14 protein-coding genes and 3 tRNA genes are annotated in these 14805 nt (G+C 58.9%); 13 read left to right on the top strand and 4 right to left on the bottom strand.

Going from position 1 to position 14805, the window contains the following annotated elements:
- The 10 genes from CIC07_RS15240 (at position 1) to CIC07_RS15195 (ending at position 8704) form a co-directional block, all read left to right on the top strand.
- Positions 1–2916 carry an ABC transporter permease gene (locus CIC07_RS15240; protein ID WP_076356896.1) on the top strand — a complete coding sequence of 972 codons (2916 nt, stop codon included), beginning with the start codon at positions 1–3 and terminating at the stop codon, positions 2914–2916.
- 7 nt (positions 2917–2923) lie between these two features.
- A complete protein-coding gene (locus tag CIC07_RS15235) occupies positions 2924–3808 on the top strand; it encodes an ABC transporter ATP-binding protein (RefSeq protein WP_076354953.1) in 885 nt (294 codons plus the stop codon).
- Entirely contained in the window at positions 3805–5388 is a 1584-nt protein-coding gene (locus CIC07_RS15230; RefSeq protein WP_234992892.1) for an extracellular solute-binding protein, read from the top strand. Before CIC07_RS15235 ends, CIC07_RS15230 begins: the two co-directional genes overlap by 4 nt.
- A gap of 150 nt (positions 5389–5538) precedes the next feature.
- Positions 5539–5703, top strand: a complete 165-nt coding sequence (locus CIC07_RS15225; RefSeq protein ID WP_165895337.1) for a hypothetical protein — start codon at positions 5539–5541, stop codon at positions 5701–5703.
- A 113-nt stretch (positions 5704–5816) separates the two neighbouring features.
- Positions 5817–5890, top strand: a tRNA-Met gene (locus CIC07_RS15220).
- 44 nt (positions 5891–5934) lie between these two features.
- A tRNA-Ile gene (locus CIC07_RS15215) sits at positions 5935–6011 on the top strand.
- 76 nt (positions 6012–6087) lie between these two features.
- Positions 6088–6573, top strand: a complete 486-nt coding sequence (locus CIC07_RS15210; protein ID WP_076354957.1) for a MarR family transcriptional regulator — start codon at positions 6088–6090, stop codon at positions 6571–6573.
- A 146-nt stretch (positions 6574–6719) separates the two neighbouring features.
- Positions 6720–7955, top strand: coding sequence for an MFS transporter (locus CIC07_RS15205; RefSeq protein ID WP_076354959.1), 1236 nt, complete (start codon positions 6720–6722; stop codon positions 7953–7955).
- 108 nt (positions 7956–8063) lie between these two features.
- Positions 8064–8149, top strand: a tRNA-Leu gene (locus tag CIC07_RS15200).
- A gap of 318 nt (positions 8150–8467) precedes the next feature.
- Complete coding sequence (locus CIC07_RS15195; protein WP_076356898.1) at positions 8468–8704, top strand: DUF2642 domain-containing protein; 237 nt, start codon at positions 8468–8470, stop codon at positions 8702–8704.
- 137 nt (positions 8705–8841) lie between these two features.
- Here the strand turns inward: CIC07_RS15195 and CIC07_RS15190 are convergent, their stop codons facing one another.
- Entirely contained in the window at positions 8842–9795 is a 954-nt protein-coding gene (locus CIC07_RS15190; RefSeq protein ID WP_200801145.1) for a DMT family transporter, read from the bottom strand.
- 113 nt (positions 9796–9908) lie between these two features.
- Here CIC07_RS15190 and pdxR point away from each other — a divergent pair, with 113 nt between their 5' ends.
- Complete coding sequence (gene pdxR / locus CIC07_RS15185; protein ID WP_076354963.1) at positions 9909–11369, top strand: MocR-like pyridoxine biosynthesis transcription factor PdxR; 1461 nt, start codon at positions 9909–9911, stop codon at positions 11367–11369.
- A 52-nt stretch (positions 11370–11421) separates the two neighbouring features.
- Here the strand turns inward: pdxR and CIC07_RS15180 are convergent, their stop codons facing one another.
- Complete coding sequence (locus CIC07_RS15180; RefSeq protein WP_076354965.1) at positions 11422–11679, bottom strand: hypothetical protein; 258 nt, start codon at positions 11677–11679, stop codon at positions 11422–11424.
- A 193-nt stretch (positions 11680–11872) separates the two neighbouring features.
- Entirely contained in the window at positions 11873–12142 is a 270-nt protein-coding gene (locus CIC07_RS15175; protein WP_048743809.1) for a hypothetical protein, read from the bottom strand.
- Between the two features lie 111 nt (positions 12143–12253).
- Between CIC07_RS15175 and CIC07_RS15170 the strand changes: the two genes are divergently transcribed.
- Together CIC07_RS15170 and CIC07_RS15165 are read left to right on the top strand one after the other, a co-directional pair.
- Positions 12254–13039, top strand: coding sequence for a uracil-DNA glycosylase (locus tag CIC07_RS15170; RefSeq protein ID WP_076354967.1), 786 nt, complete (start codon positions 12254–12256; stop codon positions 13037–13039).
- Positions 13029–13844 carry an SPL family radical SAM protein gene (locus CIC07_RS15165; protein WP_076354969.1) on the top strand — a complete coding sequence of 272 codons (816 nt, stop codon included), beginning with the start codon at positions 13029–13031 and terminating at the stop codon, positions 13842–13844. Before CIC07_RS15170 ends, CIC07_RS15165 begins: the two co-directional genes overlap by 11 nt.
- On the opposite strand, the gene CIC07_RS15160 is transcribed toward CIC07_RS15165, so the two are convergent.
- On the bottom strand, positions 13807–14736 hold the full coding sequence (locus tag CIC07_RS15160; RefSeq protein WP_159442427.1) for an S-layer homology domain-containing protein: 930 nt from the start codon (positions 14734–14736) through the stop codon (positions 13807–13809). The genes CIC07_RS15165 and CIC07_RS15160 overlap by 38 nt on opposite strands.
- Positions 14737–14805: the final 69 nt, after the last annotated feature.

Genomic DNA, 14805 nt, shown 5'->3' with positions numbered 1-14805 from the left:
ATGCTCATTCGATTCCTGTTCCGCAAAATGTGGAACACGCGCTGGCTGACGCTCAGTTCCCTGGCGGGCCTCGTGCTCGCCGTCGCGTTCGCGGTCAGCATACCCATGTATGCGGACGGCGCGCTGAAGCGCGTCGTCACCCAGTCGCTTCAGGAGAAGAGCGAAGGCCTTCCGGCCGGTTCCCTGCTGATGCGCTATTCCGCCTCGGGCGGTCCTACGGATCTCGGCTCGCTGAAGAACGTGGACGCCTATATCCGCGGGGAAGTGCCGGACATGATCGGCTTCCCGGTCGAGACCGCGGTGAAGAACTACGCGATCCGCAGCGCCGCGATCACGCCCGAGGATCCCACCAAGGTCGACGCCAGCATCATGAGGCAGTTCTCCCTGCAATCGCTGTCCGGACTCGAAGCCCAGGGCGACCTCGCACAGGGCCGCTGGTTCGCGGGAGGCAAAGGAGACGGCAGGACGGTTGAGGCCGTCGTTCTCGACGATGCCTTGTACCGGGCGGATATGCACGTGGGCGATGCCTTCGATTATCCCGTCTACGCGAACGGCTCCAACCAATCGATCCGCGTCGTCGTCGTCGGCACCTTCAAGCCGAAGAAAAGCGGAGATCCGTACTGGTATCAAGGGCTGGAAGGGCTGATGAGCACCTTCCTGATCAGCGATTCCGCCATGGAGGATTCCCTTCTGACGGGGAACAAGATCCCGGTGCACAGCAGCAGCTGGTACTACTCGTTCGATCTACGCAACATCCGCACGAGCGAGCTGTCTCCGCTCAGCCAGACGCTGGAGAGGCTGAACATCGATCTGTACCAGAAGCTCACCGACACGAAGGTCGAGATCAGCTTCGCTGCGACGCTGCAGGAATTCCGCAAGATGAGCGTGCAGCTGCAGACGCTGCTGTTCACGCTGGCGGCGCCGATGATCGCGATGGTGTTCTACTTCATCGCCATGAACGCCCGCCAGGCGCTCGACAAGCAGCGCAGCGACATCGCGGTTCTGCGCAGCCGAGGAGCCGGAACGAGGCAGATCGTCTGGCTGTACCTGCTGGAGAGCCTGCTGCTCGGGGGCGCGGCGCTCGTGCTTGGACCGATGCTCGGCTGGTTCATGGCCAAGAGCATCGGCTCGGCGAACGGGTTCCTGCAGTTCGTCGACCGCAAGTCAATTCCGGTCGGCTTCACTACCGACGCGATCATCGCAGGCTGCGCAGCCGTGCTGCTGGCCATGATGGCGACGGTCATCCCCGCGGTCATCTATGCCCGCGCTTCGATCGTCGGCTACAAGCAGCAGCTGGCCCGCTCGGACCGGGCGCCTGTATGGCAGCGATGGTTTCTCGACATCCTGCTGCTCGGTGCGACCGGCTACGGCTGGTATCTGTTCAACCAGCGGCAGATGCTGACGTTCCAGACCGGCATGACGACGGATCAGCTCAACGTGCAGCCGTTCCTGTTCTTCGTGCCGGCGCTGGCGATCTTTTCGCTCGGACTGTTCTTCCTGCGGCTCTTCCCGTGGCTGCTGCGCCTGTTCAACTGGCTCGGACGCAAGCTGCTGCCGGTTCCCCTGTACTTGACGCTGACGCAGCTGTCGCGCTCGTCCAAAGGTTATTACCCGCTCATGATCCTGCTTATCCTTACCTTGGGGCTAGGCGTGTACAACGCCTCCGCAGCGCGGACGATCGATCTCAATTCCACGGAACGGACGCTGTACCAATACGGCACCGACGTGGTCATGCAGACGGTATGGCCGGGATCGCCCGAGCTTCCTCCGACGCAGGGAGGCGGCAACGGCTCCGGGGGCAATGGTTCCGGGGGCAACGGCTCCGGAGGCGGCGGCTCCGGAGGCGGAGCTGGCGGTGGCGGAGGAGCGGGCGGCGGCCAAGGCGGCGGAGGCAATCCGGTGCCGGCCACGATCCGCTACAGCGAGCCGCCCTTCGAGCTGTTCCGCACTCTGGACGGAGTCGAGGCGGCGGCGCGGGTGCTCCAGACGAAAGGGAGCATCGTTGTATCGGGACGTTCCATCGGCCAAGGAACGCTGATGGGAATCGACAATGTCGACTTTGCCAAAGTAGGCTGGTTCCGCAACGACCTGTATCCGGTCCATCCGTTCAACTACCTCAACAATCTGGGCGTGTACGCGGAAGGCATGGGAGCGATCATTCCGACCTCGATGGCGGAGAAGTACCAGCTGAAGCTGGGAGACACCGTCTCGGTCGGACTGTCGGACGGCATGATCGACTTCTCCGTCGTCGGCATCCTTCCTTACTGGCCGTCCCAATATCCGGACCAGTCGCCGTTCATCATCGCCAACCTGGACTACATCTACGACCAGGTGCCGATCATTCCTTATGATGTCTGGCTCAAGATGAAGCCAGGAGCGAAGGTCGGTCCGCTCATGAGCAAGCTGGCGGAGCAAGGCGTCGAGCTCGCTTCCGTGAAGGACGTGCGCACCGAGCTCGTGACGCAGAGCAAGCTTCCGACGCGCGGCGGGGTGTTCGGCATCCTCAGCCTCGGATTCCTCGTCTCCGTCATCGTGACGCTGACCGGCTATATTCTGTACTGGTTCTTCAACCTGTCGGGACGCGTCGTCCAGTTCGGCGTGCTGAGGGCGATGGGCCTCTCCCGAGGACAGCTGACCGGCATGCTGCTTCTGGAGCAGCTGTTCACGGCCGGCCTCAGCATCGGCCTGGGCGTCCTCATCGGCAAGATCGCGAGCATCCTGTTCCTTCCCTTCCTGGAGACGACGGACGGCTCCAGCGGCAACGTGCCGCCGTTCCGCGTCGTGTTCAACAGCCAGGATACGGCGCAGCTGTACGGAGTCGTCGGCTTCATGATGCTGACGGGAGCTCTGCTGCTGCTGCTTCATATCCGCAGGCTGCGCGTCCATCAGGCGGTCAAGATGGGAGAGGAGCGGTGATGGCATCATGATCGAATGCGAAGGCCTGGTCAAAATCTACAAAACGGACGATCTCGAGGTCGTCGCCCTGCAAGGCTTGAACCTGAGCGTACAGGACGGCGAGCTCATGGCGATCATCGGCAACAGCGGCAGCGGCAAGTCGACCCTGCTCAATATTCTGGGCGGGCTCGACCGCCCTTCGGCGGGCAGCGTCAAGGTCGGTCCCTGGGATCTGCTCCAGGTGACGGACGACCAGCTCGTCAAATACAAGCGGGATACGGTCGGCTTCATCTGGCAGAACAACGCCCGCAATCTGCTCCCTTATTTGTCCGCTCTGGAAAATGTCGAGATGCCGATGATGCTCTCCGGCAAGGTCGACCGGCCCTATGCCAAGCAGCTGCTGGATTGGGTCGGGCTGAAGGAGCGGATGCACAACAAGCTGCATCAGCTCTCGGGCGGAGAGCAGCAGCGGGTGGCGATCGCCATCTCGCTGTCCAACCGGCCGCAGATGCTGCTCGCCGACGAGCCGACCGGCTCCGTCGACAGCCGCACCTCCGACCTCATCATGGACATTTTCCGGCGGCTCAATCGCGAGCTGGGCCTGACCATCGTCATCGTCACCCATGACCTGTCGCTGGCCGGCAAGGTGGACCGGGTCGTCGCGATCCGGGACGGACTGACGAGCACGGAGTTCCTTCGCCGCAACCCGAATCTCGACGACGAGTCGTCATTCGGCGCGGGAGGCCTGCAGGAGGTTCACGAAGCTTACGCGGTCGTCGACCGCGCGGGCAGGCTGCAGGTGCCGAAGGAATATTTGACCGCGCTGGGCATCAGCAACAAGGCTTCCATGGAGTTCGACGGGGAGCGCATCATCATTACGAAACCAAAGCCTTTAGAGGGGGAACAAGCATGAGTATGGAAGTGGGTCGATCAACAAAGAAAGAGGCCGGACGCAAGATCCGCCGCACGGCAGCCATCGGCTTGTCGCTCGTCATGGCATCGGCCGTGCTCAGCGCATGCAGCGGGGGAACGGCGGATAAGCCGGAGAACCGCGTGCTGCGGATCGGCATGATGTACGGTTCGCCGGATCAGGAGCAGTGGATCCGGCAGCAATACACGGACACCTACGAATTCACGCATCAGAATATCGAGCTGCAGTTCGAATATGCGATCAACTACAATGACATGCGGGGCCAGACCGGCGAGCAGCAGCCCGATCCGTACGAGAAGTTCAAGGAGCTGCTGACGGGCAAGAACCCTGTCGACGTCGTCATCGCCGATTACAGCAATCTGCCGCGCATGACGCAGGACGGCCTGCTCAAGGAGCTCGATCCGCTCATTACAAAGGACAAATTCGATATCAGCGACTATGTGCCGACCGTGATCGACGGCATCAAAGCGGTCGGCGACAACAAGATCTACGTCCTGTCTCCGACATTCTCCAGCTCGGCGCTCTTCTATAACAAGAAAATCTTCCAGAAGGCCGGCGTGCAGCCGCCGACGGACAACATGACCTGGCAGCAGGTGTTCGACCTCGCCCGCAAAGTCAGCGGCGGCGAAGGCGCGGACCAGATCTACGGCATGACGATCAACCGCTGGGGCGGATCGGATCTGTACAGCGACGTCTCGACCTACGTGCAGCCGCTTCAGCTGAAAGTTTTCGACGACAAAGCCGAAAAGATGCTCGTGGACAGCGGCTCGTCGTGGTCCAACGCGATCAAGACGATTCTCGATCTGTACAAGGTCAAGGCCATCCCGAACCAGGAAGGCTACCAGAAGCTCAGCGAAGCGTTGAACAAGAAATACGAGAAGGCCAGCAAGGAAGGCGCCAACAATTACAACCCGTTCCAAGGCGATCTGTTCGGCAGCGGCAACATCGCGATGACCGTCGCGGACTACGGCTACATCTCGCAGATGAAGAGCAACAACAGCTACTCCTCGCAGAGCAAGGACTTCACGCCAGTGGACTGGGATGTCGTGACGCCGCCGGTATTCGAGGAGAAGCCCGGCATCGGGGGCAGCTCCTACCTCAGCCAGCCGCTCGGCATCAACAACAAGGCTCAGAATGCGGACGATGCCTGGGACTTCATCAAGTTCCTGAACAGCAAGGAATGGGCGAAGCTGAAGTCCCGCAGCACTTATGAGATTCCAGCGCGGGCGGAGTTCATTAAGCCGATCGACGGCATGCAGTACAACATCAAAGCGTTCTATACGCTGAAGCCGATTCCGCCGGACACGAGCAACGCCCAGGATATGTACACGAAGTATCCGGGACTGAACGAAATGTATTCCATCAGCCAGCAGCTGTTCCAGGAAGCGGCGACCGGCAAGAAGACGCCGGAGGAAGTCGTCAAGGAATGGGCCGTCAAGGGCAACGCCTTGCTCAAGAAGGTCAAAGCCAACCCGAAGGGAACGGATGAGGGCGGAGCGACGACGGAAGGCGGAGCAGCGACAGAAAAGGAAAAAGTAGACGCGGCGGCCGGCAACGGCTAAGCATCGAGCCATCGAGAGCGGTCCTTCGGGACCGCTTTTTTCCGTTCGGCTTCAAGCTGCAAGGCGTCCCTCATTTTTGCCTCGGCGCTGGAATGTTTTCCTAGTCCGCTGGGGTAAACTAGGAGCAGAGAGAAAGGAAGGGGCTTGCCGATGAACTGGATTTATTGGGGAAGGCTGTACGAGAGCAAATTCCAAGCCGGCTGCCTGGTCAAGCGGATGGAGAACGACTGGTGGATCTACGGTTATGAATGTCCGCGCGAGATCGAAGTGTTCCAGTCGAAGAAGGGGAAATACGGCGTCAGGTATTTGCCCTAGGAAGTTGACTTGGGAGGCTGGCTTAGGAAGTTGACTTGGGAAGTTGACTTTAGGGAAGCTTTTATTGTATATTTATCCTTGTGTTCCAAACGGAACCTTTCTTTTTTGGACGACGCGGGGTGGAGCAGTCCGGTAGCTCGTCGGGCTCATAACCCGAAGGCCGCAGGTTCAAATCCTGCCCCCGCAACTTATTCAGTCCTGATCGGCTTTTTACCTTTTTTGACACAAAAAGGGCCCTTAGCTCAGTTGGTTAGAGCGGTCGGCTCATAACCGATTGGTCGCAGGTTCGAGTCCTGCAGGGCCCACCAATGAAACCTGAATCCTTGCGGAGCAAGGCTTTTTTTATTTATAGGCATCGATGCGGCGACGGCGGGAGGGCGGTCCATGAACAAAGAAGAACAGGTCATAATGGGGTTCAGGGACTTGCTGAACAAAATGATTCTGATCAATAAGGACAAAATGGAAGAAAGCCTGAAAGGGTTCACGTCGACGGAAGTCCATTGCATCGAATTCATCGAAAAAAATGATGACTCCAATGTGACCAAGCTTGCGGAGTCCTTCTATATGACTCGCGGCGCCATAAGCAAGCTGACGAAAAAGCTTCTGAAAAGAGGCCTTATCGAAAGCTACCGGAAGCCGGACAACAAAAAAGAAATTTATTTCAGGCTTACGGAGCAAGGCAAAGTCATTTTCAACATTCATGAGGACCTGCACAAAGAGTTTCAAGAGCGGGATAAAGCCGTATTTGAGCAGGTGACCGAGGAGCAGCTGGACAGCATGATCCGCTTCGTAGACAAGTACAGGAAGCATTTGGATGCCGAAATAAAGAAACAGGATCTGGATATCAAGCTGAAAACGATGGAAGAATGAAACGGCAGGCAGCAGTCTGGCTCTTTGGGGAGCAGGCTGTTTTTTTTTATTTCCGATATTTTGTTGACTAGGAAACAAAGATTTGATATGATCATTTCGTTTCCTAGGAATCAAAATTGCGGCTTGCGAGGGGAGAAATCAATCCCGTGTTGGAATCCAAATCACATCCCGAACCGGACACCGACCAAACGATAGATAAACATGCCTTGTTATTCGGTCTCATCTCTGTGTTTCTTTGCGGACTCGGCTTCAGCATCATCACACCTGTCGTGCCGTTTTTAGTTCAGCCGTACACAAGCAGTCCGGCAGAGCAAGCGGTCGCTGTTACGCTTCTGACCTCTGTATATGCGTTCTGCGTATTTTTTGCAGCTCCCGCACTTGGAGCGTTGAGCGACAGATATGGACGTCGTCCACTGCTTCTGGCCTGCCTTTTGGGTTCGGCAATCGGGTACTTCGTTTTCGGCCTGGGAGGAGCTTTATGGATCCTGTTTGCCGGGCGCATCATCGAAGGCGTGACAGGCGGAAGCATCAGCACGATCTTCGCCTATTTTGCCGACATCATTCCTCCTGAGCAGCGAACCAAATACTTTGGATGGGTGAGTGCGGTTGTCGGGGCGGGAACCGTCATCGGGCCGACTTTGGGCGGATTGCTCGCCAAGTTCGGTTATTCCGTGCCCATGTACTTTGGAGCCCTGATCACGGTACTGAACGTCGGGTACGGGTTCTTTTTCATGCCCGAAAGCCTTGGCAAGAAGAAGAGGCTGAACAGGATCGCCTTGGCAAGACTGAATCCATTCACGCAGCTTGCAAGCCTGCTTTCCATGAAAAACTTGAACAGGCTGCTGGTCTCCGCCTTTTTGCTATGGATACCGAACGGATCCTTGCAGGCCGTCTTTTCCCAATTCACGCTGGATGCGTTCAACTGGAAGCCTGTATTAATCGGACTCATGTTCTCCATCATGGGCGTCCAGGACATTGTATCGCAAGGGTTCATCATGCCGAAGCTATTGAAGAAATGCAGCGATAAGCAGATAGCGGTTCTGGGGATGGTCTCGGAGATAATCGGTTATGGTCTAATCGCTGCATCCGCTTTGTTCTCGTTCTATCCTCTTTTAATCGCCGGCATGTTCATCTTCGGCTTTGGGGATTCGATCTTCGGACCTTCCTTCAATGGGATGCTCTCCAAGTCGGTCGATGCCAGCGAACAAGGCAGGATCCAAGGAGGCAGCCAATCGATCCAGGCTTTGGCCCGAATGATCGGGCCTATCCTCGGAGGCCGGATCTATATATCGCTTGGCCATGCCGCGCCCGCTCTCATGGGCATGATCCTTATCGCAGCGGCGATACCGGTTCTGTACAAGAGAACGCATGCAAGCGTGTAAGTTGCCTGCTGACATCGAATGACATTTGCGATTCTTATATTGACGTTCGCTGGCTAAATATGTTATGCTACGCTTCGTCAATGTTTGAAACAGGCATTGCTCCATCACGCCGAGGTGGCGGAACTGGCAGACGCACAGGACTTAAAATCCTGCGGTAGGTGACTACCATACGGGTTCGATCCCCGTCCTCGGCACTTCTTGATGACACCTTGCCAAGATCATTGTTCTATCCATGATTCGGCTGCTTATACGAACTGTTATAGTGACTCGGTTGCTGCACAACAAATGCGGCGAACGGCTCGTTCACGGCTCCTCTCCCTTGCGAGAGGAGTTTTTTGTTTTTGCCGCGCTGGCGGATAAAACTGTCGGCGAGTTCGCCATCGACGGAGAACAAGGGCTATAAGGGACCGCTTACGACGGCTTCTGCAAGCCAAAAGATTCGTTAACCTCCGCTAGGCTGACGCATATACTGCCGTATCAACCTAGTGGGAGTGAAGAGTTTGTATTATCAAATGCCTCAGCACGTATCCCCTCAAGCCGCAAATCCAATCCACACGGTATTTCCCGTCAATCCATACGTCGTCGAGGCGCTGATGTCCGTCAAAGGAAAATGCGTCATTCTGGAGACGACCAGAGGACGGATTGAAGGAACGGTCGCAGGCGTCAAGCCCGACCATGTCATCGTGCAGCTCCACGAAAAGATGGCTTTCGTCCGGATTGCCGAAATCGTCTGGATCATGCCGGAGTAACGCTCGCCGCGGAGACGGTCCGATACGTCGAGGTGCAGACTGGCGCCTCCACCGGCTGGCGGCCGATCCGCAAATCGAGCCTATAGAAGCATAAACAACTGAAGCAGGCCGGCGGATTCCCGCCGGCCCGCTTTTATTTACAGCTGCTGGACAATCGGGTCCTTGCTCTCCGCGGCTCGGGCAGCCCTGCTTCCGATCAGCAGCATGCCTCCGATGACAAGCGCCCCGCCCAGCCACTGGACGAGCGGCGGCTTCTCGCCCAATAGAAGCATGGACAGGAGCAGGGACGTCAGAGGCATCCAGCCGGCATAAGCAGCGGTGGTGTATGCGTCGCAGCGCTTGATGCCTGCATAGAAGCAGCCGTAGGACAAAGCGGTTATGGCCAGTCCATACCAGGCGAGCGCCAGCCATTCCCGAAGCCCGATCACGCCGAGCGACCGCACCGGATGCTCCAGCAGGGCGGGGAGCGCGCACAAGGCCAGCGCGGCGGCGCCGACCAGCAGCGTCTGAACCATGGGATGAGCGTCTGCCATCGCTCCGGGCGAGCCATCATTCGAGCGGGATTTGCGGGACAGCACATTGAAGACGGATTCGCAGGCGACGGCGCAGAGGATGAGCAGGTTGCCGGCCAAATGGGCCAAGGGAAAGCCGTGGCTTCCCAAGCCCATTCCCTGCAGCAGCGCAATTCCTGCCGCAGTGCAGCCGACTCCAAGTCCGGCCTTGGCCGTCAGCGGTTCCCGGAGGACGAAATAAGCGAGGCATGCGGTCAGAGCCGGAGCGGCACCGGTCAAAATCCCTGCTTCGCCGGCGCTTGTCAACGTCAGGCCCAGCAGCAGAAACATGCGAAACCCGAAAATGCCGAATACCGCCTGGAGCCAGACCGCCCTCCAATCCTGCCTGTGCATGGATCGAATCGTCCTTAGAGCCGGCCGGGCATAAAAAGGCAACAATCCTGCGAGCAAAATGGCCAGGCTCGCCGAGGAGATGGTGAACATGCCGAGCGAAGCCGACAGCAGCCGGGCGGTGACGACGGATGTGCCCGCCAAGGCAAAAGCGAAAAACAAATACATTCTACCGATTTGAATGCCCACGCTCCACGATCCTTTCCTGTCGATTGCCATATAATCAAGTATAAGAGTAAACTGGACTTATGGAAGATCCAGTTCAAAGGCAAGGATAGAGATCCAGTTGGGGGCGATTGTCGATGTGGGGAATCCAGCTGCATTCGGGTCAAGAGGTGGCGATGTCCAGACAGCTGTTCCTGGCGCTAAAGGATCGAATTCTGAAGGGAGAGATACTGCAAGGGGAGGAGCTGCCCTCGACGAGGGAAATGGCGAAGCTTCTCGGCGTATCCCGCAATACGGTGACCGAAGGGTATGATATGCTTCTCGCCGAAGGCTTCGTCGTGAGCCGTCCCGGAGCTGCCACGCGAGTGGCGGACGGGCTGAGGCTGAGCCCGTCCGCTGCCGGCCTTTCATCCGGCAATCCGCAGGCCGAGGGTGGCGGATTTCAGCCTGCGGCCCTGCCGCTCCAGGCCGACTTCAAAACCGGCCAGCCGGATCTGTCCCGATTTCCTTGGACGGCATGGAACCAGCTGCTCCGGCAGGCCGCGGAAGGCATGACGCCGGAGCTGCTCGGCTACAGCGGGCCGAAGGGGCATGAGCCGCTCTGTACGGAGATTGCCGCCTGGATGCACCGCAGCAGGGGGGTGAAGGTGGATCCCCGTCATATTTTCATCACGGCGGGAACGACTCAGGCGCTTCATATTCTGGCGGATCTGCTTCATAAGGAAGGCTGCAGCTTCGTCGTGGAGAATCCGTCCCATCCATCCACTTCTACGATCATTGCGGATAAGGGATATCCTTGCCGCTGGCTGAAGGCGGACGGTGCGGGAGCGGATGTCGACTCTCTGGATGGAGAGCGGGTGTCGGCCGTCTGCGTGACCCCGTCGCATCAATTTCCGCTGGGAGGCATCCTGCCCGCAAGCCGCAGGGCCGCTCTGATCCGCATGGCCGAGGAGCATGGCTTCTACATCGTCGAAGACGACTACGACAGCGAGTTCCGCTATTCGGGAGCTCCTGTGAGCCCGATCTGTTCCATGGACGGCTCGAGGACGATCTATGCGGGCACATTCAGCAAAACGCTGTTTCCTGCCCTGCGGATCGGCTACGTCATCCTGCCGGAGCCTCTTCACGAGGAGTGGAGCAGGAGGCGCACCTTCGCCGGCGTCCAGAATCCCATGCTCGAGCAAGCCGCGCTGGCCGAATTTCTGCGCAGCAGAAGGATGGACAGGCATATGCGTCGGATGAGACGGGAGTACGGGGAGAAGCGCCGTCTTCTCCTGAGCGCGATCGATAAGGTTTTCGGCAGCGGCGCAAGTTGTCAGGGCGACGCCTCGGGCCTGCATCTCGTTCTGGAGGTAGCGGGATTGGAATGCGGGAGGACGTTTGCGGCGGAGTGCCTGGAGGCAGGCGTGCGGGCGCATCCTTTGATCGACTATTGCCATGACGGGGAGGATGGAGAGGACGGCTTCCGGAACAAGCTGCTGCTCGGGTACGGACATCTGGATCCGGCCCGGATCGAGGAGCAGGTGCGTTTTTTGCATGCATTTCTGGCTCGGCGGATGAGCGGGCAGGGGAGGGACTTCAGCATGGCTTCCCGTTGAAAAAAGCCCATGGCCGTTATCCCCGCGGGGAAGACGATCATGGGCTCCGCAATCATTTGCCGCCGTCCTTCACCGGAACGGCGCTTCCGGGCACGGCTGGTTCCGCTTGGGCGCGTATGGCCTTGGCCTGCACTGTCTGGGCCGGATTGCCTCCGGAAGAGGAGGATAAGAGAGTGGCGGCGAGCACAGCCAGAAGCACGGCCGTCCAAATGCCGCCCCAAGCCTTCGCCGTTCCGGGAAGTTTCTTCCACCGTGCCGGCAGCATGAGAAATGGAGCCACGATCCAGCCCACAACCATCATCGCGCGCATTTTCCGCTCTCCTTTCGTTCCCTTTCTTCCTATATCGGCAAGTTTTTAATTGAATTAAACGATTTCCCGAAAATGGAAACGGTGTTTTCGAGGAGCGGCCTTCGGGGTAAGTTGTCCATGCCCCAAAGTCGGAAAGGGATGGAGAAAAAAGAGAAAGAAAAAAGAGAAAGAAAAAAGAGCCTCCGAGGGGCTCTTACTTGGATGCCGGCTGAGCGGCCTTCAGTTCTTCCAGGTCGACCTGACCGGAGATTTCTTCAACGAAGTTGTCCATGCAGCTGCAGTAGTAATCCCTGCGGCACACCGGACATGGGGTCGTTTGCAGACGGTTGATTTTGGTTCCCAGCGGACTGTAGAACAGACGGCATTCGCCCCCGTCTTTGAGCTTCACGACAACCTGATACAGCCCCGTGGAGTCATTGCGCTCCGCAAGCTTGCTGCCGGTAACGATCGGACGGTAACTCAAGGTACAATCACCTGCTTCTTTCTTTCATATATACGCTTGATTTATCTTACTTTCTACAGCTATCATTGTCAAATTACAGCGGGTCGATCCCGTCATGGAGGAGGGGCTGGCATGGCCGGATATTTCAGCAACGATTGGGACGGACTGCTGCAGGAGGAGATGTCTCTTCCCTATTATAAGAAGCTTCGCAGCAAGCTGGCGGAAGAATACCGCTCGGAAACCGTGTACCCGGACCCGCACGATATTTTCAACTCGCTTCATTATACTTCCCTGGAGGAGGTCAAGGTGGTCATTCTTGGCCAGGATCCCTATCATGGTCCCGGACAGGCTCACGGCCTCAGCTTCTCGGTCCAGCCGGGAGTCCGCATTCCGCCTTCCTTGAAAAACATCTACAAGGAGCTGCACGAGGATGTCGGCTGTCCCGTGCCGGAATCCGGCGATCTTCGGGGCTGGGCGGGCCAGGGAGTGCTGCTGCTGAACAACGTATTGACCGTCCGGCGCGGACAAGCCGCATCGCATCAGGGGCTCGGATGGGAAAGGTTCACCGACCGCATCGTCCGCCTGATCGGAGAGAGGGAGCGTCCGGCCGTCTTCATGCTGTGGGGCAGGCACGCCCAGGAGAAAGCTTCCTTCCTGGACGGAAGCCGTCATCTGCTGATCGCTTCCCCGCATCCGAGCCCGTTTTCGGCGCACAGGGGGTTCCTGGGCAGCCGGCCTTTCTCGAGGGCGAACGAATTCCTGCTTCAAAACGGCATGACGCCGATCGACTGGTGCCGGACAGCTTCCCTGGATGCTGACGATCCCAGCGACGGGAGGGCTGCGGCAGCGCTTGGCGCCTCCGGCTCGGAGCGCAAGGCAGAGGCTTCAGGGCGAGGGAGAGCGCAGGATGGCCGTTAACCAGGGGCGCAAGCCCTCGCGCTGGCTGAATCCCGCTGGCGGTTACCTCGCCGGCTACAGCCATACCTTGAATCCGTACAGCGGGTGCAGCTTCGCATGCAGCTACTGTTATGTCCGCCGCATGCCGGTCGGGCTGTTCCGCGGCGAGCCGTGGGGCAGCTGGGTGGACGTCAAGCAGCTGGACGAAGCGGCGTTCCGCCGGGAGTGGGCAAGAGAATCCGCCAAGGGAGCGGTGAGCGTCTTTTTCGGCTCGGCGACAGATCCCTATCAGCCCGCGGAGGCCGAGCGCCGTCTCACGAGGCGGCTGCTTGAGCTGATGCTTGAGCGGCCGCCCGGATTCGTGCTGCTGCAGACCCGGAGCCCTCTTGTGGCGGGAGACGCCGCTCTGTTCGGCGAATTCGGCGATAGGATCCGAGTCAGCGTGACGATCGAAACGGATGATGAGGCGATGCGGCGGCGCTTCTCTCCCTCGGCTCCGCCGCTGGCCGCGAGATGGAAGGCGCTGCAAGCCCTGCGGGAAGCCGGCGTGCCCGTACAAGCGGCCGTATCTCCGCTGCTGCCGCATACGTCCGAATTCGCGCGCAAGCTGGCCGCAACCGGCGCCAGAATCGTCGTCGACGATTTCCACCGCGGGGACGGCAGCGGCGGCCGGCGCTCGGAACAGCTCGGCATGCGGGAGCTGTACCGCAGCCTGGGGCTGGAAGCCGATTATGCGCCGGCCGCCGCGGACCGGTTCTATGACGAGCTGCTAAGCCGGTATCCCGGCGTCAACGCGCATTTTTCCCAGGAAGGATTCCTCCCTTGAACGGACGGGCCGCTATGCCGCCTTCATCCTGCGTCTGCCGAAGCTCCGGCGTGTAGGAGGAGCCGATGTACGTGACCGCCGATATCTCGGTCATGACCTGCGGATTCATCTGCCCCGGCTTCGGCGGGACGACCTCCACGGAGAGGATCGCTTTGGTGCCCGAAAATTCGATGCCGGCAATGACGAGGCCGTAACCCGGATTGGGCGCCTGCGCCGTAACCTTCACCTCCTGCACCTTGTCGCTCAGCTTGCTGGCCGTCAAGGCCAGCTCCTGCAGTGGCGATGCCGAAGGCGCAGGGTTCTGCACGCTTCCATTGTCTCCATTCATTTTGTCCACGAAAGTCACCCCTCCATTGATCCATGCGGCCGCCTCGCTTCGAGTTACGGCCGTTTTCGGCTTGAATTCCTTGCCTTCATCCAGCTTGGCGATGCCTAGCTTGAGAAGCATCTGCACGCTTGCCCGGTAAGGCTCGGCTACCGCGTTTTCGTCCTTGAACACAACCGCCTGCTGGGTAAAGGCATAGTCGCCCGAATGATGGATGCCTTGGGCGACCAGATCGGCGAACTGCTCGCGCGTCACGGATGCGCCCGGGCTCATGTCCTTGGGAAACTGGACGCCGTTCGCGGCTGCGGCCAGAAACGGGGAGGCGTACCAGGCCTTATCGTTCATGCCGGGGAAATACTGGCTGGCCAGCGGCTCGCGGATGAAGCGAAGCCTGTCCAGATTGAACTCGAAAGCCTTGACGACGAGCGACACTCCCTCGGCGTAGCTGAGCTTCTCCTGCGGCTTGAACTGTCCGCTGCCCGATCCTCCGACAATGCCGGATTGCTCCAGCTGCCGAATCGCCGCCGCATGGGGGTCGTTGTCGATATCGGTGAAGGCCGACACCATAGGCACGCATCCAAGCAGCAAAGCAAAGGTTAGGCCGCCGGTCAAAAGCGGCCTCTTTCGCATCCGCTT

The organism is Paenibacillus sp. RUD330 (genome assembly GCF_002243345.2).
GTDB lineage: Bacteria > Bacillota > Bacilli > Paenibacillales > Paenibacillaceae > Paenibacillus_O.
Note: the sequence above shows the minus strand (reverse complement) of the source record. Positions and strands in the feature narration are given on the sequence as shown.

Bases quoted from the DNA above. Each gene is read 5' to 3' on its own strand.
- CIC07_RS15240 (WP_076356896.1), top strand. From the start codon at position 1: ATGCTCATTCGATTCCTGTTCCGCAAAATGTGGAACACGCGCTGGCTG.
- CIC07_RS15235 (WP_076354953.1), top strand. From the start codon at position 2,924: ATGATCGAATGCGAAGGCCTGGTCAAAATCTACAAAACGGACGATCTC.
- CIC07_RS15230 (WP_234992892.1), top strand. From the start codon at position 3,805: ATGAGTATGGAAGTGGGTCGATCAACAAAGAAAGAGGCCGGACGCAAG.
- CIC07_RS15225 (WP_165895337.1), top strand. From the start codon at position 5,539: ATGAACTGGATTTATTGGGGAAGGCTGTACGAGAGCAAATTCCAAGCC.
- CIC07_RS15210 (WP_076354957.1), top strand. From the start codon at position 6,088: ATGAACAAAGAAGAACAGGTCATAATGGGGTTCAGGGACTTGCTGAAC.
- CIC07_RS15195 (WP_076356898.1), top strand. From the start codon at position 8,468: ATGCCTCAGCACGTATCCCCTCAAGCCGCAAATCCAATCCACACGGTA.
- pdxR (WP_076354963.1), top strand. From the start codon at position 9,909: ATGTGGGGAATCCAGCTGCATTCGGGTCAAGAGGTGGCGATGTCCAGA.
- CIC07_RS15180 (WP_076354965.1), bottom strand. From the start codon at position 11,679: ATGCGCGCGATGATGGTTGTGGGCTGGATCGTGGCTCCATTTCTCATG.
- CIC07_RS15170 (WP_076354967.1), top strand. From the start codon at position 12,254: ATGGCCGGATATTTCAGCAACGATTGGGACGGACTGCTGCAGGAGGAG.
- CIC07_RS15165 (WP_076354969.1), top strand. From the start codon at position 13,029: ATGGCCGTTAACCAGGGGCGCAAGCCCTCGCGCTGGCTGAATCCCGCT.
- CIC07_RS15160 (WP_159442427.1), bottom strand. From the start codon at position 14,736: ATGGTGTCGGCCTTCACCGATATCGACAACGACCCCCATGCGGCGGCG.